This is a genomic window from bacterium (assembly GCA_030654305.1).
Classification (GTDB): Bacteria; Krumholzibacteriota; Krumholzibacteriia; order LZORAL124-64-63; family LZORAL124-64-63; genus PNOJ01.
The window spans coordinates 20,155-43,973 of record JAURXS010000052.1 but is presented as its reverse complement, the minus strand read 5'-3'; the positions used below and the strand labels follow the sequence as shown (position 1 = coordinate 43,973).

The window sequence follows — 23,819 nt, the reverse complement described above, 5'->3', positions numbered from 1 at the left end:
TCGCGCGCGGCCTGAGCACCGAGCCCGTGGGGCTCGACGGCGGCGCCCCCGGCGGCGAGATGACCGTGCAGGCCACCGAGAGCCAGCTCCAGGAGCAGGGGTACGCGCTGCTGCACACGACCGGCAGCCTGCAGAAGTACGTCCGCGACGGGGCGACCACCTGGTGGAAGCGCGAGGCCGACGGCACGCTCTGGCGTGCGCAGTGGACCAGCGACGGGGTTGTCAACGGCGTGGCGGGCGGCGTGCTGGAGCCCGTCGGGCGCCTGCGGCGGATCGGCGGGATGAGCGACGCGGAAGCCGCCGCCGGCACCGGCGCGGTGGGCCCGCTGGCCTTCCTCGCGCACCTGACCCACCCCGACACCCGGGTCGAGCAGTGGCAGAAGCAGGCCGTGACCGACGAGAAGGGCGCCAAGTACGCGGTCTACTCGCCGAAGACCGTCTCGGGCACCGACGAGATGAAGCCGGGCGTGAAGTTCAAGGTGCACACCACGACCGAGAAGCTCAACTTCGTGTCGCTGATGATGGCCCTGTTCTTCGGGACCGCGGCGCTGCCGCACATCCTGATCCGCTACTACACCGTGCCGAGCCCGGCCTGCGCCCGCAAGTCGACGATCGTGGCCATCGCCTCGATCGGTTTCTTCTACGTCCTGACCCTGTTCCTGGGCCTCGGCGCGGCGGTCAACGGCACGGTGAACCCGGCCGACAACAACATGTCGGCGCCGCTGCTGGCGATGTCCTTCGGCGGCGTGCTGTTCGCCATCATCTCGGCCATCGCGTTCGCGACCGTGCTGGGCACCGTCGCCGGCCTGATCGTGGCCGCCTCGGGCGCGGTGGCCCACGACCTGATGGACCGCTTCGGCCGCATGGAGCTGACCGACCGTCAGAAGGTGCGCGCCGGCAAGCTGGCGGCCTTCGCCGTGGGCATCGTGGCGATCGTGCTGGGCATCGTCTTCCGCGGGGTCAACGTGAGCTTCCTGGTCGGCTGGGCCTTCGCCGTGGCGGCGTCGGCCAACCTGCCGGCCATCCTGATGCTCCTGTTCTGGAAGCGGACCACCGCGGCGGGCATCGTGGCCTCGATCATCGTGGGCATCGTCTCCTCGCTCGGGATCATCCTGACCGGGCCGGAGATGTTCGCGGGCCCGTACGGGCTTACCGCCGAACAGGCGTGGCACCCGCTGGGGCAGCCGGGGATCATCTCGATCCCGCTGAGCTTCCTGGCGCTAATCGTGGTGTCGCTGGTGACGAAGAACCGGCGGGTCGCCGTCCAGACTTGAAATGTCAGGCTTGAATGAGCGGGCCGGTCGGCCGGCCCGCCTCCCCTACCATCCCGACAAGGAGAGTGCGATGAGCAGGACGGACTTGCTGCTGCGGGCGGCGCTGGTGGTGTTGACGGTCGCGGCCGCGCCCGCGCTGGCCGGCCCCCGCTGGGACTTCGACGACGGCGCCAACCTGCAGTTCAGCCTGCTGGGCCAGTTCCACGCCGTGACGGTGGAGGGCGCCGCGGCCGACCGCGACCTGTACCTGCGCCGGGGGCGGTTGATCTTCAGCGGCCAGATCGCCGACGGCGTGAAGGTCTTCGCCGAGACGGACAACGACAACGCCGGGAACGGCGCCGTGAGCGGCGTGTCCACCGACCTGCAGGACATCTTCGTCGACCTGCGCCTGAGCGGGGACCACTGGCTGGAGGTGGGGCTGATCCTGCTGCCGCTGTCCTTCGAGAACACTTCCTCGGCCGGCAGCCTGCTGGGGCTGGACTACAACGCCGAGGTGATCAAGCTGGCCAACACCTTCGTCTGGCGCGACCAGGGCCTGATGCTGCACGGCTCGTACGGCGGGTCGTTCGCCTACCGCGCGGGCGTCTTCGACGGCTACGAAGTCGGGACCACGAAGAATCCCGAGGCGGCGCCGCGCTTCACCGGGCACCTGGAGTACGCGGCCGTCGGCGCCGTGCCCACGGCCTGGTTCCACGGGCAGGAGCGCCTGGGCGGGGATCCCTACCTGCTGCTGGGCACGGGGATCGACTACCAGAGACGGGCCAACCGCGCCGGCTACGTGTCGGCCGCCGATCCCGGCTGGACGATCGACAGCCGGGCCTTCGTGGTCGACCTGCAGTCCGGCTTCGCCGCGGGCGGGATGTTCGGCACGCTCAACGCCGGCTGGTACGACTGGGACAACCTCAACTTCCACGGCAGCACCTGGTTCGTCGAGTCGGGGCTGCGCCGCGACCGCGTGCAGGCGACGGGCAAGGTCTCCGTCGTCGATCCCGGCTCCGGCGACCGGATGTCGAACCTGACGGCGGGGCTGCACTACTACCGCCTGAAGCACAAGCTGCGCTACGGGGTGGAATTCAGCACCGGCGACAGCCCCAACCAGTTGCTGGCGGGCGTGCAGTTCCTGCTGTAGGCTCCGGCGCGGGGGCATCGGCATGAAGACGGAGGGCAGGTCACGACGATGAAGCGTCTCGAATGAAGCGTCTAGAATGAAACGTCTTGCGCTGCGCACGGGCCTGCCCGCCCTCTTGGCCGTCGGCCTCTTTTCCGGCGTGGTCTTCTTCCACTTCCTGCCCACCCTGGGCCGCGCGGTGATGGACCAGAAGCGGCTCATGATCCGAGAGCTGACCGAATCGTCGTGGAACATCCTGGCCCGCTACGAGGCCGAAGAGCGCGCCGGCCGCCTCTCGCGCGAGCAGGCCCAGGCCGCCGCCATCCTGCAGGTCCGCAGCCTCCACTACGGCCAGGAGGGCAAGGACTACTTCTGGATCAACGACCTCCAGCCGCGGATGATCGTCCACCCCTACCGCCCCGACCTCGAGGGCGGCGACCTGTCCGCCTTCGCCGACCCGCACGGCAAGCTGATCTTCGTCGCGATGGTCGACGTCGTGCGCCGCGAGGGCGCCGGCTACGTCGACTACATGTGGCAGTGGAAGGACGACCCCGCGCGCATCGTGCCCAAGCTGTCCTACGTCAAGGGCTTCGCACCCTGGGGCTGGATCATCGGCACCGGCGTCTACACCGACGACGTCGACCGCGAGGTGGCGGCGGTGGCCGGGCGCCTGCAGGCGGCGGCCGTGCTGATCCTCGCCGCGGTGACGCTGCTGCTGGTCTTCCTGCTGCGCACCAGCTTCCAGGCGGAGCGCGGCCGCCTGCTCACGGCCGCCGCCCTGAAGATCTCCGAGGAGAAGTACCGCTCGCTGGTGGAGTCGGCCGGCGAGTCGATCTTCATGTCCGTGGGCGACGAGGGGCTCTTCGCCAACGCGAGCATGTTGAAGCTGGTCGGTTACAGCCGCGAGGAGTTCGCGCGCCTGGACGCCGGGCGGCTGGTGCGCGCGACGGCCGCCGAAATGGAGAGCGGGCGCCGGCACTGGCGGGCGGTGGCCGACGGGGACCGCGCACCCATCCGCTACGAAGCCGAACTGGTCACGCGCGGCGGCGGCGTCGTGCGGGTCATGCTGTCGCTGTCGCGCGTGATGCTGCAGGGCAGGCCCGGTTGCATGGCCGTGGCCACCCGCCTGGAGCAGCCGCACGAGCTCGATCTGCATGCGGCGCGAAGCAGCGACGACCTGGCGGCGGCGAACCGGCGTCTGGCGACCATGGCCGGCCTGATGATGAGCCACGGGGCCGACGCCCTGCAGGTCAGCCGCATGCTGTCGCAGAACGCGGACACGGCCGTGCGCAAGGGCGTCGAACTGGCGATCGCCGAACTGGGGCCGCCGCCGTCGGACTTCGACGTCATGCTCATGGGGAGCCTCGGTCGCGCCGAGGTGAGCCTGCTGGCGGACCAGGACCACGCCATCATCTACCCGGACCTGGACGCCGGCGCGGAGGCGGCGGCGCGCGACTATTTCCTGCGCCTGGGGACGCGGCTCTCCACGATCCTGGATGCGGCGGGCTACCCCTATTGCCGGGGCGGCATCATGTCCGGGGAGCCCCGCTGCTGCCAGTCGCTCTCCGGCTGGCGCCGGACGTTCGCGGGCTGGATCCACACCCTGGAGGCCGAGGACCTGCTGCAGGCGAAGATCTTCTTCGATTTCCGCGGCGCCCTCCGGCAGGACGGACTCGGACAGGACGGGCTGGTCGCCGCGCTGCGCGCCGACCTGGCGGACGAGATCGCGAGCGAGCCCCGCTTCCTGCACCTGCTCGCGCGCAGCGTGCTGCAGTACGAGCCGCCGCTCAACGCGTTCGGCGGCTTCGCGCTGGAGAAGGGCGAGGCGGACCGCGCCACCTTCGACGTCAAGGGCGTCATGGCGCAGATCGTCGATTACGTGCGGCTGCGCGCCCTGCAGCACGGGGTCGCCGCCACCGCCACGGCGGACCGGTTGGCCGCCCTCGCGTCGGCGGGCAAGCTGCGCGCCGAGACCGCCGCCGAACTCGCCGAGTCGTACCGCTTCCTGATGGACCTGCGGCTGCAGCACCAGTCCCGGCGGATCCTCGATCGTCTCGAACCCGACAACCGGCTCGAGCCGGACGCGCTCGACCCGGCGACGCGCCGGACGCTGAAGTCCGTGTTCGCCGACATCAAGGCGCTGCAGACCATGCTGGACCACGAGTTCCGGGGGGGCTGAGCGCGATGTCGACCGGTGACGGCTCGATCCTGCTGCTCAGCGACGTCCACGCGCACTACGGAGTCGTCGACGCGCAGGCGGCCCACGCCCAGGAATCGCGGGGCCGTCCCGTCGAGCGGGTGCTGGTGCTGGGGGACTTCGGCCTGTTCGGCGCCGAACTGCACCGCCACTTCCGACGCGGCGGGTTCCGGTTCGCGCACCCCACGGCCTTCATCGAGGGCAACCACGAGGACTTCGCGTCGTTCGAGCGGCTGGTGCGCGACTACGCGGACGTCGTCACCCACCTGCCCCGCGGCTCCCGGTTGAGTCTGGGCGACTGGAACTGCCTGTGCGTCGGCGGCGCGCGCTACATGGACGCCTGGTCGACCCCGTGCGGCAGCGAGATCCGCGAGCGGGACATCGACGCCTGCCTGGCCCACGCTCCCGGCAGCATCGACCTCGTGATCAGCCACGACTGCCCCACGGACATCGGGGTGAACAGCGAGGTCGCGCTCGCCCACCTGGGCCCGCCCGGCGTGGCGGGCCTGGCGCGCGTGGCGGCGCACCTGCGGCCGCGCTGGTGGGTCTTCGGGCACCACCACCGCTGGCACGAGAGCGAGCGCGACGGGATCCATTACCTCGGGCTGCCCCAGAGCTGGCAGGGCTACGCGCTGCTGGAGCCGGATGGCGAGGTGCGGCGCGTGGAGCACGAGGTCCCGCTGCCGGGCCGACGCGGCTGGCGGCGTCTGATCGGGTTGACCTAGGTGCGGTGCCGCTGAATGTTGAAAACAGGATAAAACAGGAACGGGCCGCCCTGAGGCGACCCGTTTCCTTCGTCAGCGTTGGTCGGGGCGAGAGGATTTGAACCTCCGACCCCCTGGTCCCGAACCAGGTGCGCTACCGGACTGCGCTACGCCCCGACCGTATCGGTGGTCCGCGGCTTCCCCCGGTCTCGGCCGGGGACCCGCGAAACAGACGCACAAGATGCACCCCCGGCCCCGGAAACGCAAGGAGAGCTTCCCCCCTCATTCCCCTTCGAGCCGCTGCACCCCGTCCAGCATGGGCACGAACCGGCAGGCCACCGATCGCTCCACGACCGGCTCCCCCCCCACCTTGCGGTACCGGTAGAGGATCTGCTCGTCGTCGTCGCCGATCGGCAGGACCAGCACGCCGCCCTCGCGCAGCTCGTGGAAGAGCAGCGACGGCAGGCGCGGGGGGCAGGCCGTCACCACGACGGCGTCGAAGGGGCCGGCTTCGGGCTGGCCGGCGCCGCCGTCGGCGGCCCGGACCACGACGTTGGCGCAGCCGAGATCCTCGAGGGTCTTGGCGGCCCGCAGGGCCAGGGCCTCGATGCGCTCCACGCTGACCACCTCGCGGGCCAGGCGGGACAGGATGGCCGCCTGGTAGCCGGAGCCGGTGCCCACCTCCAGGACGCGCTCGTCGCCCTTGAGCTCGAGCAGCGCGGTCATCAGGCCCACGATGAAGGGCTGGCTGATGGTCTGGCCGTGGCCGATGGGCAGGGCGCAGCCCTGGTAGGCGCGGTGATGCAGCAGCCGGGGCACGAAGCGGTGGCGGGGCACCTCGCGCATCGCGGCGAGGACGGCCGGGTCGGTGACGCCGGCGTCGCGGATCTGCTCGTCCACCATGCGGCGGCGGGCGACGGCGTAGTCCCTCATCACGCTCGCGCCGCCGTGCCGAGCGGACCGCCGAGGTCCAGGCCGCCCATGCGGGTCAGCAGTTCGGTGTGCGTCAGGTCGACGCGCAGCGGGGTGATCACCACGTAGCCCTCCTGCAGCAGCACGGCGTCGGTGTCGGGGATCTGTTCCCAGGTGGGGCCGCGCCCGCCGATCCACAGGTAGGGGCGGCCGCGCGGGTCGGTCTGTTCGGTGATGACGTCCTTGTAGCGGCGGCTGCCCAGCGGGCAGGTGCGGATGCCGCGCACTTCGGCGGCCGGGACGTCGGGGATGTTCACGTTCAGCAGCGCGTGGCGCGGCAGCGGCAGGGCCAGCAGGGCGTCGAGGTGGTGGCGCACGAAGGCCTCCGCCGCGCCCCAGTCGCGCGGGTGCCACGAGGCGCAGGACAGGGCGTAGCTGGGGAAGCCCAGGATCGCGCCCTCGAGCGCGGCGGCCACCGTGCCGGAGTAGGTGACGTCCTCCCCCATGTTCGCGCCGTGGTTGATGCCGCTGATGACCAGGTCGGGCGGGTCGTCGCGCAGGATGTGCTCGACCGCGATCAGCACGCTGTCGGTGGGCGTGCCGGTGACCGCCCAGCGGCCCGGCCCGCAGTCGAGCACGCGGATCGGGTTGCGGATGGTCAGCGAGTGGCTCGAGGCGCTCTGCTGCTCCGAAGGCGCCACGACGCTGACGCGGACGTCGCCGCGCTCGGTCAGGACGCGGGCCAGCAGGTTCAGGCCGTGGGCCTCGATGCCGTCGTCGTTGCTCAGAAGGATGTGGCGGGTCATGGACGCTCCTCGTCGCGGGTGCGGCTCAGGCGGCGCACCAGGCGGAAGAACCGCACGGTGTCGCGCAGGGGGTGGATGGCGCTGCGTTCCTCGCCGTAGACCGTGGTGGTCGGGACCGAACCGATGCGGGCGCCGCGCCGCGCCAGGCGCACCAGGATCTCGGATTCGTAATCGTAGCGGCTGGTCGTGACGCGCAGCCCCGCGAGCGCCGCGACGCGGAAGAGACGGTAGCCGTTCTGCGAGTCGGGGATGCGCACGCCCGCGAGGCGGCTCACCACCCGGCTGGTGAACACGTTGGTCGCCTTGCGGATCCACGGCATGTCGGCGGTGTGGTCCATGCGCGTGCCGACCACGACGTCCAGGCCGCCGGACCGCGCGGCGTCGAGGAAGGCCCCCATCTCGCGCGGCAGGTGCTGTCCGTCGGCGTCCATGGTGAAGGCCCACTCCCAGCCGTGGTCGCGGGCCCAGGCGAAGCCGGTCTGCAGGGCGGCGCCCTTGCCGCGGTTCTCGGGGTGGACGGCGACCTCGGCGCCGGCGTCGCGCGCGGCCTGCGCGGTGCCGTCGACGCTGCCGTCGTCGACCACGAGCACGTGGAACTGCGGGTGCAAGGCGCGGATCTCCGCGATCAGCGGCCCCAGGAAGCGCGCCGCGTCCAGGGCGGGCAGGATCACGCCGACGTCGTTCACCGCGGGCGACCTCCCTGCAGCACGGGATCGAAGACGGTCCAGGCGCCGGGATCCTCGCGGACCAGTTCCTCGAGGAACGCCGAGCCGCGGGCGAAGGCTTCGGCGGCGCCCGCTTCGCCGGGCGCGACGCGCCAAGGCTCCCGGAATTCCAGCCGCGAGACGTGGCGCCCGTCCTCGACCAGCCGGCGGTGGCGGCCCGGCAGGATCCAGGCGCCGGTCTGCTGGGCCAGGCGGATCCAGCCCTGCGGCAGCCGGGTGCGGGCGCCCAGGAAGGCGGCTTCGGCGCCGCGCCCGGTGAAATCCCGATCGCCGACGATGGCCACCACGCCCCCGCTCTGCAGGTGCTCGGCGAGCAGGCGCGGGTCGCCGCCCAGCGGGAACACCTCGAGCCCGAAGCGCCGGCGGGCCGCGTTGAAGAACTCGTCCACGCGCGGGCTCGGGTGCGGGCGCGCCACGCCCAGCACGCGCAGGCCCCGCGAGGCGCCCCAGGCGCCGACCGCCTCCCAGTTGCCCATGTGGGCGCTGAGGAAGACGACGCCGGAGCCTTCCATCTGGCAACGCTGCAGGTGTTCGAGACCGGCGACCTCGATCTCCGCGACGATCTCGTCGCCGCGCCCGCCGGCCAGGCGCAGGAAGTCCGCGACCGTCTCGCTGAACTCGCGGAAGGGTCGCTGCACCGGGGTCCGCCGGCCGTCGCCGCGGGCCTGGTCGGCCAGCGCCAAGTGATGCCCGACGGTCCGCCGCACGCCGGGGTGGGTCCACGCGTACCAGTCCCCGATCCGCCGCGCCGCCCAGCGGGCGACGTCGCGGGGCGCCGCGACGGCCACGCGCGCCCCGAGCGCGTACCAGAACGCGCTGGTGCGGTAGCCGAAGGGAACGGGCGGTGTCCGCGGATCGCGCAACGGGGTGTCTCCGGCTCGGGGAACGGTGGCGGGTGCATGATGGCACCGGGAGTGCGACGGGAAAAGCGAAGAGATGACGAAGCAGGGGTCCCGGGTGGACCCGGAACCCCTGCCGCTCTGCTGATCCCGGGGGTGAACCGGATCGGGAACGGTGGTCGGGCCGGGCGGATTTGAACCGCCGACCCCTTGCCCCCCATGCAAGTGCGCTACCGGGCTGCGCTACGGCCCGACCAAGAAAACGGACCCGGGACCTGGCCCGGGCGAGCGGACAATCTAATACGCGATACGGGCCGGGACAAGGCGGATTGCGCCGGGCTGATTGCGTCTCGGGCGGCCGGCGGCTCAGCGCGCTCCCGGCTCCTTCATGGCGGCCAGCAGGCCCAGCACTTCCCGCAGCCCCTCGCGCACGCCCTGCAGGCGGGCGGTGCGATCCTGGGCCGCGAACATGTCCTGGCGGGGCTTGGCGGTGTCGGTGGTCTCCTGCGGCTGGCGGCGTTCGCGCAGGAACTTGCGCGCGCCCTCGATGCGGTAGCCCTCCTCGTGCAGGAGGCGGCGGATCAGCTGGATCTCTTCGACGTCGCGGCGCCGGTAGGTGCGCGCCCCGGAGCGGGCCCGCTTGGGGCGCAGCGTGGGGAACTCGGTCTCCCAGTAGCGAAGGACGTGCGGTTCGACGCCGGTGTGCTCGGCGATCTCGCGGATCGAGTAGTAGAGCTTGTCGGGCAGATCGGCCACGTGCAACCCTCCCCTCGCGGTCACTCCAGCTCGGAACGGAGCGACCGCTCCATCAGGTCCTGCATGGCCTGGGCGGCGGTCTTTCCGGAATATAGCACACGGTGAACTTCCTGTGTGATAGGAAGTTCTATCTGGTGCTTCGCGCTCAACTTCAAGGCGGCCTGAGTCATCACGGCGCCCTCGACGACCTGCTTGGCGTCGCGCAGGATCTCCTGCGGGTCGTGGTCGCCGCGGGCCACCGCTTCGCCGAAGTTGCGGTTGCGGGAGTGGTGGCTCGTGCAGGTGGTGATCAGGTCGCCGATCCCGGACAGGCCGTAGAAGGTATCGAAACGGCCGCCCAGGGCGATGCCCAGGCGCGCCAGCTCCTTCAGGCCGCGGGTCATGACCGCGCCGCGCGTGTTGTCGCCGTAGCCCAGCCCGTCGCACATGCCCACCGCGATGGCGATCACGTTCTTGAAGGCGGCGGCGATCTCCACGCCCAGCAGGTCGTGGTTCGTGTAGACGCGCAGCGTGGGACCGGCCAGATGGCCCTGCAGGGCGTGCCAGCCGTCGCCGCGGCCCGCCAGCACCAGGGCCGTGGGCATGCCCAGCACGACCTCCTCGGCGTGGCTGGGGCCGAGCAGCACGCCGATCGGGTGGGACCCGCCGGCGGCGTCGTGGCACAGCTCCTCTTCCAGGACGGTGCTGAGCCGCTTGAGCGTGTCGAGTTCGAGCCCCTTGCTCAGGCACACGATCGGGCAACCCGGGCGCAGGTCGCAGGCGTGCAGGCGGGACGCGACGGCGCGCACCGCCTGGCTGGGCAGCACGACGAAGACCGCGTCGGCGCCGGCGACGGCCGCGGCGAGGTCCAGGGTGGCGGTCAGGTTCGGCGGCAGCACCAGGCCGGGGAAGTAGTCGGGGTTGGCGTGCATCGTCGCGATGGCGTCGACCTGGGCGGGATCGACGCCCCACATGACCACCTCGCTCCACAGCGAGGCCAGGTGGCGGCCGAATCCCGTCCCCCAGCTGCCGGTGCCCAGGACGGCGGCCTTCACGAGGACTCCCGCGGCCCGGCCGGGGCCTTCGACCGGTCGTTCCCGGCGCCGATGGCCGCCTCGGTGCCGGCGCGCAGGCGGCGGATGTTCGCGCGGTGGCGGAAGACCACCCAGCCGCAGATCAGGAAGGCGAAGACGGAGATGGTGCGCGAGAAATGCGCGGAGCGCCACTCGAAGAAGGCGACGGTGAAGGGCAGGACCACCGCCGCGCAGATGCTGGCCAGCGAGATGATCCGGCGCAGGGCCAGCACCAGGAAGAACACGCTCAGGGCGATCAGCGTGGGGTACGGGGCCAGCACGAAGAAGGCGCCGCAGGTCGTGGCCACGCCCTTGCCGCCGTGCCAGCTGACGAAGGGCGACAGGGTGTGGCCGAGCGAGGCGACGAAGCCGGCGAAGATGCGCCAGAGGTCGGGCGGCAGGTGGAGCGGCGTCGCCTGGTCCGGGGGCCAGCCCGCCGCCACCGCCGACATGATGAGCACCGCGCCGGCGCCCTTGGCCAGGTCCAGCAGGAACACCAGCACGCCCCAGCGCGGTCCCACGGCGCGGAACACGTTCGTGGCGCCGAGGTTGCCGCTGCCGTGGTGCCGCAGGTCGATGCCGCGCACCGCGCGCGCCACGATGAAGCTGAAGGGCACGGCGCCCAGCAGGTAGGCCAGGATCAGGCTCAACAGCAGGAGCATGGGCGCCTTCCGCTCAGTGACGCTTGGTCTTGATGAAGATCCGGTTGCCCTTGAACCCGTAGGCTTCGCGGATCTGGTTGTTCAGGAACCGCAGGTAGCTGCGGTCGAAGAATTTCGGATTGTTCACCGACAGCACGATGGCCGGCGGCGAGGATTCCGCCTGGGTCGCGAAGTAGACCTTGCCGGTCCCGCCGCCGTGGAAGTGCGGCGGCTGCTTGTGGATGATGCCCTCGAGGAACGTGTTCAGCTCGCTGGTGTCGATGCGCAGGGAGCGCTGCTCGAACACCTCCCACACCATTTCCAGCACCTTGCCGGAGCGCTGCTTGGTGAGGGACGACAGCGTGAACCAGGGCGCGTAGGTCAGGAAGGGCACCTCGCGGCAGAACTCCTCCCAGACCTTCAGGTGCGTGGCCTGGTCCTTCTCGACCAGGTCCCACTTGTTGAAGGCGACCACGACGCCCTTGGCCGCGTCGTGGATCAGACCGGCGATCTTGGCGTCCTGGGTGACGGTGCCTTCGGTGGCGTCGACCATCAGCACGGCGACGTCGCACTCCTCGAGCGCGCGCACGGTGCGCATGTTGCTGAAGACCTCGATCGCCTCCTCGACGCGCGACTTGCGGCGCAGGCCGGCAGTGTCGATCAGGCGCAGGGTGCGGCCGTGCCAGTGCAGGTCGGTGTGGATGGCGTCGCGCGTGGTGCCGGCGATCTCGCTGACCAGCGCCTCGTTGCGGCCGACCAGCAGGTTCAGCAGGCTGGACTTGCCCACGTTCGGGCGGCCGAGGATCGCGATCTTCATGTCGCAGGGCTCGGGCTCGGGGCCGACCGGGAAGTCCGCCACCACCTCGTCCAGCAGGTCCCCCACGCCCAGGCCGTGCAGGGCGCTGATGCAGTGCGGCTCGCCCAAGCCGAGGCGGTAGAAGTCCGCGGCGCCGTAGCGCTGGTGATCCTTCTCGACCTTGTTGACGGTCAGCACCACCGGCTTGCCGCTGCGGCGCAGGTGCACGGCGATGCTGTCGTCCCAGGTCGACAGGCCGCCCGAGCCGTCGACCATGAAGATCACCACGTCGGCCTCGGCGATCGCGAGGTGGGCGATCTCGGTGACCAGGCTGTCGAAGCGCGTGACTTCCTCGCCGAACGGGATGATGCCGCCGGTGTCCAGCAGCTGGAAGGAATGGCCCGCCCAGTCGGTCAGCTCGGCGATGCGGTCGCGCGTGACCCCGGGCGTCTCGTGGACCACCGAGCGCCGCTCGCCGATGACGCGGTTGAACAGGGTCGACTTGCCCACGTTCGGGCGGCCGACAATGACCACGGTCCTGGTCGCCACGTCCCATCCTTCCGCACTTGAAGCGAGGCTTGCAATCACTTTTCAAACAACAAGATGGCGCATGCCGCGAAGCGGCGGGCGTCGCTGGGCGGGACGTTAGCCCATCGCTGACCAGAAGTCAATGAGACCTTCCTCCTCGGGGATGTGGAGGCGGTGGGGCTGGCCCGCGGCGATGGCGGCGAGGTCGAGGCCGTCCAGGGTGAGGTCGTCGCTGTTGAACATCCGCGGCGGCAGCAGGACGTCCCGCACGGGCGCGGCCGGCAGCTCGCCCAAGGCGCGGCGGATGTCGCTCCCGGAAAGAAGGCCGGCGACCGTCACGCTCTCCCCGTAGAAGCGGTTCTCCACCCCCACCAGCTCGATCGGGGGCAGGCCGGGACGGTCCAGCGCCGGCAGCAGGCGCTGCGCGAAGGCCAACTCGCCGAGCTTGCCGGTCATCACCGTCACCGGTCGGGTCGGCAGCTTGCCGTGCGCGGCGCGCTCCTGCAGGGCCTCGCGCCAGGTCTGCTCCAGCCCGCGGGTCAGGCCGATGCCGTTGTCGAGCTGGGCGAAGTCGCCGTACTGGTCCTGCGGCGGGAAGGGGCGCCCGGTCAGCAGGTAGAACTCGTCGCTGAGGTGGACGAAGGTCGTGTCGGCCTGTTCGCGGCAGCGCTCCTGCCAGACGGCGACCAGGTCGATGGTGTCGGCGGCGATCGCGGGGGTGACGGGGTCGAGCTTCGTCAACCCCTCACGGTGGGCCGACAGGCCGACCGGCACCACGGCCAAGGTCTCCACGCCCGGGTAGAGGGCGAACAGGTCGGCGATGGATTGGTCCAGGACGGGCCCGTCGTTCCAGCCCGGGCACAGCACGACCTGGGCATGCACGGTGATGCCGCCTTCGACCAGCTGCCGCAGGATCGCCAGCACGTCGATGCGCCGCTTGATGCCCAGCATGCGCGTGCGCACGTCGATGTCGGTGGCGTGCACCGAGACGAACAGCGGCGTCATCTTCTGACGGATGACGCGTTCGAGGCCGCGGCGGCCCAGCGAGGTCAGGGTGATGTAGTTGCCGTAGAGGAAGCTGAGCCGGTAGTCCTCGTCCTTGACGTAGATGCTGGAGCGCATGCCCTGGGGGTTCTGGTCGATGAAGCAGAAGACGCAGTCGCAGGCGCAGGTCTTGAATTCCATGGCTGCGAAGCAGCTCATGACCTTGTCCAGCGCGTAGGGCTCGAAGGCCACGCTGTTGACGGCGCCGTCGCGGCTGGCGATGGTCAGGGTCATCTTCTCGCCGTGAGGCATGTAGTAGTAGAGGTCGAGCATGTCCTCGACGGGCTGGCCGTCGACCGCGGTCACGGTGTCGCCCTCGCGCCAGGCATGGGCGCGGTCCAGGGGCGAGGGGAAGGGCTGGATCAGCTGGATCATGGCGTCCGTCCGGCTCGGGTGGGGGCGAGTTCGCCAAGGCAGGATAGGAAAACGGGTCGCGTCGCCGCAACCCGTTCTTCGCCGATCTGGTTGGAGCGGGCTACGGGACTCGGACCCGCGACCCTCAGCTTGGGAAGCTGATGCTCTACCAACTGAGCTAAGCCCGCTCCAGGAAGGGCAAGATAGCCCGGCTTCACGGCCGCTGTCAAGCGTGCTGCGGCGCGTGTCAGATTGCCGCGCACGACCGCTCCAGCAGCAGCAGCAGGGCTTCCCGCAGGCCCGGGTCATCGGGGGCGCCGCGGCACAGCTGCGGCTGGGCCCGGAACCAGGTCTGCTGCCGTTTGGCGTACTGGCCGGTCCGCAGGGACACCTGCGCCAGGGCGGCCGGCAGGTCCGTCTCCCCCGCCAGGTGCGCCACCAGTTCCCGGTAGCCCAGCGTGCGCAGGCCCGGGCAGTCTTGCGCGTGCCGCGCCAGCAGCGCGGCGGTCTCCGCGAGCCAGCCCGCGTCCAGCATCGCCTGCAGGCGTCGGGCGATGCGCGCGCGCAGGTCGTCGCGGTCGCGGTCGAGCACGACGAGCGGGTAGTCCCAGCCCAGCGCGGGATCCGGCCGGCGGGCGGCCATCAGCCCGCTCATGGGCTCCCCCGCCAGACGGCGGATCTCCAGGGCGCGCTGGCTGCGGTAGCGGTCGCGGGCGTGGATGCGCTCCCAGCTCGCGGGATCCTCGGCGCGCAGGCGGTCGCGGATCTCGTCGTCGGGCAGCGCGTCCAGTTCCTGACGGACCGCGGCCAGGGCGGCGGGGTCGGCCGGCAGGTCGAACAGCCCGTCGCGCACCGCGGTCAGGTAGAGCCCCGCCCCGCCCACCAGCACCGGGCAGCGGCCGCGCGCGCGGATCTCCGCCGCGACGCGCTGGAAATCGTCGCGGTAGCGGCGGGCGGAATAACGCTCTTGCGGCGGCAGGAAATCCACGAGGTGGTGCGGGCAGGCGGCGAGTTCGGCGGCATCGGGCTGGGCGGTGCCGAGCCGCAGGCCGTGGTAGATCTGGCGGCTGTCGAGCGAGACGATCTCGATCGGGAAGCGAGCCGCCAGCTCGACCACCAGGGCGGTCTTGCCGACGGCGGTCGGTCCGGCGATCACCGGGCAGACGCCGCGGGCCGCGTCGGCGCCCACCTCAGCGTCTCCCGAAGCGCTTCTCGAGCTCCTCGATCGGGTACTGGATCATCGTGGGGCGGCCGTGGGGGCAGCTCAGCGGCGTGTCGGTGGCGAACAGCAGGTCCAGCAGGTTCTGCATCTCCGGGATCGTCAGCAGCGCGCCGGCGCGCACCGCGCCGTGGCAGGCGAAGCTGGCCAGCAGGTCGTCGTGCGCCGCGTGGCCGGTGCGGGAGGACCCGGAGAGGTCGTCCAGGATGTCCAGCAGGAGCTGTCCCTCGTTCCAGTTCTTGAGCGAGGACGGGATGCCCTGCACGAGGACCGAGCGGCCGCCGAAGGGCTGGATGAGGAAGCCGAGCTTCTCCAGGTCGGCGCTCGCCGACTGGAAGCTCTGGAGCTGGAGCGGCGTCAGGTCCAGCGTGACGGGGAAGAGCAGCTGCTGGACGGGCACGCGCAGCTGGCCGGCGGCCAGGGCCTTCTGGGCCTCGTTGTAGAGGATGCGCTCGTGGCTGTTGTGCTGGTCGATGAGCAACAGCCCGCCCTTGGTCTGGGTGCAGACGTACGTGCGGTGCAGCTGCCAGAAGGGGGCCTGACGCGGCGCGACCGCGGCGTCCTCCTCCTCCGCCTGGGCGGGGGGCGCCGCCTCGCCGCTCGCGGGCGCCCGGTGCGAGGCGTCGAACAGGCCGGGCTGGCCGGCCGCGGCGGGCGCGGTGGACGCCGAGCCGGTGAAGTGGCGGCGCAGGTAGTCCTCCTGAGCCTCGGCGATGCTCTGCAGGGGGCCGCGCGCCGCGCCCGGCGACGGCAGCTCGTCGCCCGCGACGGGGCGGAACGAGGGGTCGGCCCGCAGGTCCAGCGCCTCGCGCAGCGCGTGCACCACCATCCCGAAGATGTGGCGCTCGAGCATCAGGCGCACCTCGGTCTTGGCCGGGTGGACGTTGACGTCGACGTCGCCGGGGGGCACCTGCAGGAACAGCAGCACCGACGGGAAACGGCCCGGCGGGATCACGTCCTTGAAGGCCACGCGGATGGCCTGGAACAGCGGCGCGCTCTCCACGGGCCGCCGGTTGACGAAGACGTACTGGTCGGCGCGCGTGGGCCGCGTCCAGGTGGGGCGCGAGGCGAGGCCGCCGACGACGACGCCCCCCTCCTCCGCCTCGAAGCGGGCCATGTGCTCGAGGCAGGCCGGCCCCAGGATCTCCCGGGCGCGGGCCGGCAGCGAGTCGGCCGGCAGCAGGTCCAGCAGCACGACGCCGTCGGCCGTGAGGCGCCAGCGCACCTCGGGGTAGGCCAGGGCCAGCGACTGCACCGTCTGCAGGACGGCGCGCTTCTCGGCCTGGGGCAGCTTGAGGTACTTGCGTCGGGCGGGCGTGTTGTAGAACAGGTCCTCGACCGTGATCGTGGTGCCGCGGTTGCGTGGCGCGGGCTCGCGGCGCTCGATCGTGCCGCCGACGAGGCGGATCATCCCGCCGACGTCCTCGTCCTCGGTGCGGGACAGGACGGTCGTGCGGCTGACCGAAGCGATGCTGGCCATGGCCTCGCCGCGGAAGCCGAAGGAAGCGACCTGCACGATGTCCGCCGAGGAGACGATCTTGCTCGTGGCGTGGCGTTCGCAGACCAGGGGCAGCTCCCGGAACGGGATGCCGGCCCCGTCGTCGTCGACGCTGATGGAGGCCAGGCCCCCGTCCTCCACGTTGATCCGGACGATGCGCGCGCCCGCGTCCAGCGCGTTCTCGACGAGTTCCTTGACCACCGAGGCCGGGCGCTCGATCACCTCGCCGGCGGCGATGCGGTCGACCGACGCGCTGTCGAGCACGCGGATGGGCTTGCGCTGCATGGCGGCCATGACGTCCTGTCGGGTTGCGGGCCTCGCGGGGCGGGCGGCAGGACAAGATAACGGGAGGGGCGCCGCAGCGTCAATCGCCGTGAGTGTCGGTGTCGAGCCCGGCCAGGGCGGCCGCGACCAGTTCGACGGGCGAGGTGAAGCGCCCGGGGTAGAGCGCCCGACCCGTCTTCACGCGCAGGCCCACCACGCCGGCCAGGTCGGGCAGGGCGTCGCGCACGCGCTGCTCGAGCTGGGCGACGGCATGGTTCTCGTCGGGCGCGAAGACCAGCAGCGTGCCGGGGTCGTGGCAGAAGACGCGGTCGGAGGAGCGCAGCCGGGCGGCGAGGCCGCTCAGGTGGGGACCCAGGAGCGTCGGCGCCCGGAAGGCGGACACGGAGAAGGCGCCGTGATAGCGGTCGGCGCGGTCCATCTCCCGGGCGAGCAGGTCCAGGAGGGATTCGGGCACGGCGGCAGCGCCGGGCGGGAGGCCCGCCAGGTGCGGTGGATGTACGTCGATGGTTGGCGGGGCCGGGTCCGCGGCGAGCGGAACGGAAGCGGCGACGGGGACGGCCGTCGCGGCCGGTCGGCGCCGCACCGCAGCCAGCAGCAGCCCGGCCGCGGCGGCATCGTCACCGGTGAAGTGGGCGGCGTCCCAGGGGTGACGCCGCTGCTTGCCCAGCAGATCCCAGCAGACGTCCCCGTCGCGCAGGATCAGGCGCGGCCGTCGTTCGGGCGTCGCGAAGGCCAGCCACTCCCCCGCCGCGATCCCGCCGTAGACGGGGTCGGCGCCGTCCGGTCGGGGCTCGGCCGCGAGGGCGCCGCAACAGTGCTTCAAGGCGGTGGACAGCGCGGACGCCGCATCGCCCTTCGTGTTCGACAGCGCCATGGCCGTCGCCGTCACGTCGTGGAAGCGGGCGACCAGGGCCTCGTGCTCGACCTGGCGGCGCAGCAGCTCGCAGCGCAGGCCCAGCACCGGCGCCAGCACCTCCCCCAGCGCCTGGAAGCGGGCGGCCGCCTCCGCGCCCAGGTGCCCGACGGCCAGCGCCGCGCGCGGGACCGGCGCCGGCTGGTCGCCGTCCAGGGCCACCAGCGGCCAGACGGTCAGGTGCAGGCCGTCAGCGGCCTCCTGTTCGACCGCCACCAGCGGGCGGGCGGTGGCGAAGACCTCGCGCCAGGGCGACGCGCCCGCGTCCGCGTCCTCGAGCCGGGTCTCCCCGGCCGGGGTGCCTTCGGCCAGCAGCAGGGTGCCGTCCTCGCGCAGCAGCGCCAGCGCGGCGTGGCGCGCGTCGAGGCGCAGGGCCAGGGTCGAGCTCCAGGCCGCCAGGATCCCCGGCAGGTCCCGGGCGCCGCCGGCGAGGTCCGCGAGGTCGCGGTCCAGGGAGCGGGCGAGCGCCTCGGCGGCGACCCGCGGCGCGGGAGGGGATGCGGCCGCCACTTCGGCGACCGGAAGCGGCGCCTCCGGCGCGGGGTGCAGCAGATCCCGGAAGCCGTCGACCTCCAGATGCCGCCAGCCGCGCGCGGCCACCACGGTCCGCAGCGTCGACGGGTCGGCATCCGCCGAACCCACCAACAGGGTGTCGCGAGGGAAGGGGGCCTCGTCGAGGCCGGACCAGACCGTCAGGCCCATCACTTCAGCCAGGGCGGCCGCCGGCGAGGCGCGGTCCGGGGCGACCACCCCCAGCAGGCGCACGTCGTCGCGGCGGGCGGCCTCGGCGAGCAACGGCACGTCCCGCTCCAACGGCATGAAAAAGGCGACGTTCCACATGACGGGCCGTCCGGTTGGGGTGGCGGTGACGGATTATACATCGGCGCCGGACGGCGCCGCTGAAGTAAAACGGCCTAGAGTTGTTTCTTGATGCGGGCGAGCCAGAGGAAGGCGTCCATGGGGCTGATCCCCTCGAGGTCCAGGTCGCGCAACGCGTCCAGCGCGTCGCGCTCGCCGTCGGAGAACAGCGAGAGCTGGCGCGTGGCCGCGAGCGGGCGGTCGGCCGCCAGGGAGAAGCCGGGCGCGCCCGGGAGGCGTTCGGGCGCCAGGGTGCGCGCGTCCTCGCTGCTGAACAGCACCAGCAGTTCCTCGGCGCGGCGCAGCACCGGTTCGGGCACGCCGGCGAGGCGGGCGACGTGGATCCCGTAGCTCTTGTCGCTGCACCCGGGCTTGACGGCGTGCAGGAAGATGATGCTCCCCTGCCACTCCCTCACCTCGAGCCTCAGGTTGACCAGACGCGGCAGCGTCTGCTCCAGGCCGGTCAGCTCGTGGTAGTGGGTGGCGAAGATCGTGCGCGGGCGGGGGCCGTCGTCGTGGTGGAGGAACTCGGTGATGGCCCAGGCCAGCGACAGGCCGTCGTAGGTGGAGGTGCCGCGCCCCACTTCGTCCAGGACGACCAGGCTGCGGCGGGACATCTGGTGCAGGATGCGCGCCGTCTCGCTCATCTCGGCGTAGAAGGTCGACTGGCCGCGGGCCACGTTGTCGCCGGCGCCGACCCGCGTGAAGATCCGGTCGGCGACGCCGATGCGGGCGCGCGCGGCCGGCACGAAGCCGCCCGCCTGCGCCATCAGCACCAGCAGCGCGACCTGGCGCAGGTAGGTGCTCTTGCCGCCCATGTTGGGGCCGGTCAGCAGCAGCACCTGGCGCGTGTCGCCGTCCAGCAGGGCGTCGTTGGGGATGAAGTCGCCGTCCAGGAGCTGCTCGACGACGGGGTGCCGGCCCTCGGCGATGTCCAGCACCAGCGAGTCGTCGCAGATGGGCCGCACGTAGCGGTGCCGCTCGGCCAGCTCCGCGAACGCGAACAGCAGGTCGATCTCGGCCACCCGCGCGGACAGCACGCGGATCGGCTCCAGGGCCGCCGACACGTCGGCGAGCAGGGAGGCGAAGATCTCGCCTTCGAGCCGGGCCATGCGATCTTCAGCGTCCAGGATGGTCTGCTCGGCGGTCGACAGCTCGTCGGTGCGGAAGCGCGCGGCGTTGACGAGCGTCTGCTTCTGGGAGAACTCGGGCGGGACCCGGTCGAGGTGCTTGTTGGAGACCTCGTAGTAGTAACCGAAGACGCGGTTGTAGCCGATCTTCAGCGTCGGGATGCCGGAGCGCTCGCGTTCGCGGGCCTGCAGCGCCGCCAGGAAGCCGCGCGTGTCGCTGGCCACGGCCGCGGCGGCGTCGAGCGCGGGCGACACGCCGGGCCGGACGACCTCGCCGGGTTTCATCGCCGCCGGCGGCTGTTCGGCCAGCGTCGCGAGCAGGCGCTCCGCCACGGGGGACAGATCGGGCGTGCCCCGCACCCACGCGGCGGCCGGGTGGGCCTCGTGCCCGCCGCCGCTGATCGCGGCCAGGGCCTCGCCCGCGGCGCGCAGGGATTCGCCCAACTGGCACAACGCAGCGGGGCCGATGCGGCCGGCCGCCGCGCGCACGGCCCCGCGGTCGAGGTCGCCCACGCCCCGCAGCCGCCGCCGCACGTCCTCGCGCCAGTCGCGGTCGTCCAGGGCGCCCGCGACGCCGCGGTGCCAGTCGGCGAGCGTCGCCAGATCGGTCAGGGGCTCGGCCAGCCGCCGTTCGAGCAGGCGGCGGCCGGCCGGGGTCACGGTGCGGTCGAGGTGGTGGACGAGCGTCCCCTCCCCGCGTTCGCCGCGCAGGGTGCGGAAGACCTCGAGGTTGCGCAGCGTCTCCTCGTCCAGCAGCATCCGGTCGCCGCGCGACGCGAACTGCAGGGTGACGACCTGCGCGGGGCGCTTCAGGTTGAGCGAGGTCAGGTAGCGCAGCAGCGCGCCCGCGGCGCTGACGGCCAGGGACGTCCGCTCGTCCGACAGGCCGAAGGCGTCCAGGTCGCGCACGCCGAAATGGTCGCGCAAGGTGTCGGCGGCGAGCGCCGGGTGGAACCAGGCGGCGCTGACGGCGCTCAGGACGGTCTCGGGCAGGCCGGCGCGCCAGCGGCGGAACTCCTCGGCTTCGACGGTCTCGGCGACGATCACCTCCCGCGCGGCGCAGCGCTCGCAGAGCGACGGGAGGGTGACGTCCTCCTGCCCGCAGCGGAACTCGCCCGTGGAGGCGTCCAGGGTCGCCCAGCCGGACTCGCCGGCGACGCCCCGGTGGTAGGCCAGGCAGACCATGGCGCCGGATCCCGGCAGCAGTTCGGGCGCCGTGGCGGTGCCCGGGCTGATCACCTCGACGACCTCGCGCTTCACCAGTCCCTTGGCCTTGGCGGGGTCTTCGGTCTGCTCGCAGATCGCGACCGTGAGTCCGGCGGCGAGCAGGCGCGACAGGTAGACGTCCAGGGCGTGGTGCGGCACGCCGGCCAGGGGCACCGGGTGGTCGCTGTTGCGATCGCGGGTCGTGAGGGTGACGCTGCAGACTTCGGCCAGGATCTTGGCGTCGTCGAAGAACGTCTCGAAGAAGTCCCCCATGCGGAACAGCAGCAGGGCGCCCGGGTGGGCGGCCTTGATCTCCAGGTACTGCGCCAGCATGGGCGTCAGCTTCGTCGACGTTCCGGCGGGAACGGCCTTCCCGGTCACGGCGACTCCGCGGTGTCGACCACGATGGCCGGCAGGCCGAGCTCCGCGCTCAGTTCGGCGGCGCGCGCGGCGGCCTCCGCCTGGTCGGCGTAGGACTCGGCGCGCACCTTGTGCAGGAGCTGGCCGCGGGCGTCGTGGGACTGCACCACGTGCAGGCCGGGCACCGAGGAGCGCCAGCGTTCCACGAAGCCCAGGGCGCGGCCGCGGTCGCCGAAGGCGCCGAGCTGCAGGACGTAGCGGGCGGTGGGCGTGGCGTCGGTCGCCGGCAACGCCGGGGCGGGCGGCGCCGGGCTGGAGGACGCCGCGTCCATCAGCGCCAGTTCGAGCCGCTGCCGCTGCAGTCCGCGCACGAGGTCGAGCGCCGGCGAGAGCGGGTACGAGCGCTCCAGTTCCTGGACGATCCGGTCGGCGAGGCGGGAGTCCTGGTCGCGCTCGAGCTGCCAGCGGGCGGCCAGCAGGTCGGCGGTGGTCGGCTGGTCGCGGCCCTCCGGCTTGGCGTCGAGGCAGCGGCGGGCCAGGCCCGGATCGCCGAAGGCGGCCGCCTTGCGCCCGCGCAGCAGCAGGATCCAGGGGAGGTCGGGGTCGTCGTCCGGCGCCTGGGCGAAGACGGTTTCGACCATCGCTTCGTCGTTCGCCGCGCGGTGCAGCAGCCCCGCCAGCAGCCGCGACGACGGCTGGGGGCGCTTGGCGCCGGGGTCCTTCGGCGGGAGGTACGTGAAGCCCTGACCGGGCTCGCCCTGGGCGTAGGAGGTCCAGGCGGCGTCCAACCGCAGGGCGCGCTGCAGCGGCGGGTCCAGGTCGTCCCTGGCCAGCAGCTTCTCCCTCAGCATGGCCGCCTGCACCGGGTCGGTGGCGAGTCGGTAGCTCCAGAGCATGCCGTCGACGGAGCGCGGGGCGCCCGCGGCCAGCGATCCGGCCAGGCTGCGCGCCGATTCGTAGTCGCCTTCGCGGAAGGCGCGCTCCACGGTCGACCAGTCCTCGGCCCGGGCGAGCGGGACCGCCGCGAGCAGCAGCACCAACGCGCCGGCGAACCGGTTCATGGCGCCGCCGCCTCCGGGGCCTCGATCAGCAGGCGGGGCGAACGCGGTTGCGGCCGGGACGGCTCGGCGGACCGGGGCGCGGCCGGACCCACGGAGTCGAAGGCGCCGCACTCGGGGCAGTACCAGCGCATGCCGTCGTGGACCGCGCCGCAGCTGCGGCAGGCCCAGGCCGAGGCCGCCTCGGGCTTGGCCAGCGCGTTCCAGATGCGGGTGAAATCGCTGTCCGGGAGGTCGTTCACCAGGACGCGCAGCAACGGCGAGGCGACGGCCGGCGTCAGGCGGGGGTCCCCCGCCTTCTCCTCGAAGACCTGCACGGCCATCTCGCGGTCGCCCATCTTCTCGTGCAACTGCGCCAAGGCGATCCACAGTTCCGGCGGCGCGGCCGGGTTGCGGCAGGCCGACTCCAGGATGGGGACGACGCGGCTGTACTGGCCGGTGGCCAGCAGGGAGCGCTGCAGCACCGGCAGGAACAGGTGCACCAGTTCGGGCGCCTTCAGCAGCCCCTCGGTGGCGACCTCGGCCGCGCGTTCGTGCTCTTCCCCGCCCAGGCGCGAGAGGGCCTGGACGAACATCGACGCCGCGGCGCGGGGGCTGCCGTCGGCGACGTTGCGGGCGTAGCGGCGGGCGTCGCTGAAATCGCCGCGCAGGGCGGCGCGCACGCCCCGGTCCAGCTGGAAGGACTCGTGCTGGTCCCGGAACATCTGACGCTCGTTCGGCGCGGCGCGGCGGGCGGCCTCGCGCAGGGTGCGGGCGGCGGTCGACTCGTCGCCCCGGCCCAGGGCCTGGCGGAAACGGGCCGACCAGTAGCGCGCCGACGTCAGGTTGTGGCGCTGCAGCTCGTCCAGGAGCTCGCCGGCCTCCTGCCAGCGCTTCAGGACGAGCAGGTCCTCGACCAGGGCGAGGGTGACCGAGATCCGCTTCTGCGGCGTCAGGGCGGGGCGCGCCGCGAGGCCGCGGTGCAGGGCCATGGCCCGCTGGGCCTCGCCGCGCTTGCGCAGCAGGTTGCCGAGCTGCAGGTAGGGATCGACCGCGTCGGGGTCGCGCGCGATGGCGTCGCGCAGGGCCTCGGTGGCCGCCGGCAGGTCCCCGGCCAGCCACAGCTCGAGCCCGCGCGTGTAGCTGTCCTCCTGCTCGGGCTTGGCGCGGCGCCCGCGCCAGATCAGGCCGAGCGCCGCGGCCACCAGGGCCAGCAGCGCGAGGCCCAGCAGCATGGGTTCGGCGTTGCCCATGTCAGTCCTCCTCCTTGAACAGATCCATGTCCTGCAGGGGCATCGTGCGCAGCTCGGCGATCTCCCGGTCGCGGTTCTTCAGCTCGCGGCCGAGGCGGTGCATGCGGGCGCGCAGGCCCAGCTCGCGCACGCCGCCGACGACCAGGCTGACCAGGATCCCCGCCAGGAAGGAGCCGACCAGCACCATGTACAGAGGGATCTGCAGCCACTGCCAGTGCAGCAGGCGCAGGTCCACGCTCTGGGAGCTGTTCTGCGCGAAGAACACGGCCAGCGTGATCACGGCCAGCAGGATGATGATCCCCTTGAAGATCCACACGGCCACAC

20 protein-coding genes and 3 tRNA genes are annotated in these 23,819 nt (G+C 72.3%); 4 read left to right on the top strand and 19 right to left on the bottom strand.

Translation table 11 applies throughout. From position 1 onward, the window contains the following. The 4 genes from Q7W29_01420 to Q7W29_01405 form a co-directional block, all read left to right on the top strand. On the top strand, window positions 1-1,274 hold a 1,274-nt coding region (locus tag Q7W29_01420), incomplete at its 5' end, for a cation acetate symporter (GenBank protein MDO9170474.1). 70 nt (window positions 1,275-1,344) lie between these two features. Continuing rightward, on the top strand, window positions 1,345-2,403 hold the full coding sequence (locus Q7W29_01415; GenBank protein ID MDO9170473.1) for a hypothetical protein: 1,059 nt from the start codon (window positions 1,345-1,347) through the stop codon (window positions 2,401-2,403). A 76-nt stretch (window positions 2,404-2,479) separates the two neighbouring features. Beyond that, window positions 2,480-4,561 (top strand): putative nucleotidyltransferase substrate binding domain-containing protein, encoded by a 2,082-nt coding sequence (locus tag Q7W29_01410; GenBank protein MDO9170472.1) that lies wholly within the window; start codon window positions 2,480-2,482, stop codon window positions 4,559-4,561. Between the two features lie 5 nt (window positions 4,562-4,566). Further along, window positions 4,567-5,304: a metallophosphoesterase family protein gene (locus Q7W29_01405; protein ID MDO9170471.1), complete on the top strand. Its 738-nt coding sequence runs from the start codon at window positions 4,567-4,569 to the stop codon at window positions 5,302-5,304. A gap of 79 nt (window positions 5,305-5,383) precedes the next feature. Here Q7W29_01405 and Q7W29_01400 read toward each other — a convergent pair. The 19 genes from Q7W29_01400 to Q7W29_01310 all read right to left on the bottom strand — a co-directional run bounded on the left by Q7W29_01400 (window position 5,384) and on the right by Q7W29_01310 (window position 23,811). Beyond that, window positions 5,384-5,460: transfer RNA gene (locus Q7W29_01400), tRNA-Pro, on the bottom strand. Between the two features lie 105 nt (window positions 5,461-5,565). Further along, a complete protein-coding gene (locus tag Q7W29_01395; GenBank protein ID MDO9170470.1) occupies window positions 5,566-6,216 on the bottom strand; it encodes a protein-L-isoaspartate(D-aspartate) O-methyltransferase in 651 nt (216 codons plus the stop codon). Then, window positions 6,216-7,001 (bottom strand): 5'/3'-nucleotidase SurE, encoded by a 786-nt coding sequence (surE, locus tag Q7W29_01390; protein ID MDO9170469.1) that lies wholly within the window; start codon window positions 6,999-7,001, stop codon window positions 6,216-6,218. Before surE ends, Q7W29_01395 begins: the two co-directional genes overlap by 1 nt. After that, on the bottom strand, window positions 6,998-7,687 hold the full coding sequence (locus tag Q7W29_01385) for a glycosyltransferase family 2 protein (GenBank protein ID MDO9170468.1): 690 nt from the start codon (window positions 7,685-7,687) through the stop codon (window positions 6,998-7,000). The genes surE and Q7W29_01385 overlap by 4 nt, the downstream gene beginning before the upstream one ends. Then, complete coding sequence (locus Q7W29_01380; GenBank protein MDO9170467.1) at window positions 7,684-8,589, bottom strand: lysophospholipid acyltransferase family protein; 906 nt, start codon at window positions 8,587-8,589, stop codon at window positions 7,684-7,686. The genes Q7W29_01385 and Q7W29_01380 overlap by 4 nt, the downstream gene beginning before the upstream one ends. Before the next feature lie 152 nt (window positions 8,590-8,741). Continuing rightward, window positions 8,742-8,818, bottom strand: a tRNA-Pro gene (locus Q7W29_01375). Between the two features lie 113 nt (window positions 8,819-8,931). After that, window positions 8,932-9,321 carry a MerR family transcriptional regulator gene (locus Q7W29_01370; GenBank protein MDO9170466.1) on the bottom strand — a complete coding sequence of 130 codons (390 nt, stop codon included), beginning with the start codon at window positions 9,319-9,321 and terminating at the stop codon, window positions 8,932-8,934. Window positions 9,322-9,341: 20 nt separating this feature from the next. Beyond that, window positions 9,342-10,355: an NAD(P)H-dependent glycerol-3-phosphate dehydrogenase gene (locus Q7W29_01365; protein MDO9170465.1), complete on the bottom strand. Its 1,014-nt coding sequence runs from the start codon at window positions 10,353-10,355 to the stop codon at window positions 9,342-9,344. Next, the gene (gene plsY, locus Q7W29_01360) at window positions 10,352-11,035 is read right to left on the bottom strand and encodes a glycerol-3-phosphate 1-O-acyltransferase PlsY (GenBank protein MDO9170464.1); all 684 of its coding nucleotides are present in this window, start codon (window positions 11,033-11,035) and stop codon (window positions 10,352-10,354) included. Before plsY ends, Q7W29_01365 begins: the two co-directional genes overlap by 4 nt. A gap of 13 nt (window positions 11,036-11,048) precedes the next feature. Continuing rightward, entirely contained in the window at window positions 11,049-12,359 is a 1,311-nt protein-coding gene (gene der / locus Q7W29_01355; protein ID MDO9170463.1) for a ribosome biogenesis GTPase Der, read from the bottom strand. A 96-nt stretch (window positions 12,360-12,455) separates the two neighbouring features. Beyond that, complete coding sequence (locus Q7W29_01350; protein ID MDO9170462.1) at window positions 12,456-13,757, bottom strand: DUF512 domain-containing protein; 1,302 nt, start codon at window positions 13,755-13,757, stop codon at window positions 12,456-12,458. Window positions 13,758-13,848: 91 nt separating this feature from the next. Further along, window positions 13,849-13,924: transfer RNA gene (locus Q7W29_01345), tRNA-Gly, on the bottom strand. Window positions 13,925-13,983: 59 nt separating this feature from the next. Then, entirely contained in the window at window positions 13,984-14,925 is a 942-nt protein-coding gene (miaA, locus tag Q7W29_01340; protein MDO9170461.1) for a tRNA (adenosine(37)-N6)-dimethylallyltransferase MiaA, read from the bottom strand. 1 nt (window position 14,926) lies between these two features. Then, window positions 14,927-16,747, bottom strand: coding sequence for a DNA mismatch repair endonuclease MutL (gene mutL, locus Q7W29_01335; protein ID MDO9170460.1), 1,821 nt, complete (start codon window positions 16,745-16,747; stop codon window positions 14,927-14,929). Window positions 16,748-16,817: 70 nt separating this feature from the next. Then, entirely contained in the window at window positions 16,818-18,491 is a 1,674-nt protein-coding gene (locus Q7W29_01330) for a hypothetical protein (GenBank protein ID MDO9170459.1), read from the bottom strand. Window positions 18,492-18,565: 74 nt separating this feature from the next. Continuing rightward, the gene (gene mutS, locus Q7W29_01325) at window positions 18,566-21,226 is read right to left on the bottom strand and encodes a DNA mismatch repair protein MutS (protein ID MDO9170458.1); all 2,661 of its coding nucleotides are present in this window, start codon (window positions 21,224-21,226) and stop codon (window positions 18,566-18,568) included. Then, window positions 21,223-22,266 (bottom strand): SPOR domain-containing protein, encoded by a 1,044-nt coding sequence (locus Q7W29_01320; GenBank protein MDO9170457.1) that lies wholly within the window; start codon window positions 22,264-22,266, stop codon window positions 21,223-21,225. Before Q7W29_01320 ends, mutS begins: the two co-directional genes overlap by 4 nt. Further along, a complete protein-coding gene (locus tag Q7W29_01315; protein ID MDO9170456.1) occupies window positions 22,263-23,495 on the bottom strand; it encodes a hypothetical protein in 1,233 nt (410 codons plus the stop codon). Before Q7W29_01315 ends, Q7W29_01320 begins: the two co-directional genes overlap by 4 nt. Window position 23,496: 1 nt before the next feature. Next, the gene (locus Q7W29_01310; protein ID MDO9170455.1) at window positions 23,497-23,811 is read right to left on the bottom strand and encodes a LapA family protein; all 315 of its coding nucleotides are present in this window, start codon (window positions 23,809-23,811) and stop codon (window positions 23,497-23,499) included. Window positions 23,812-23,819: the final 8 nt, after the last annotated feature.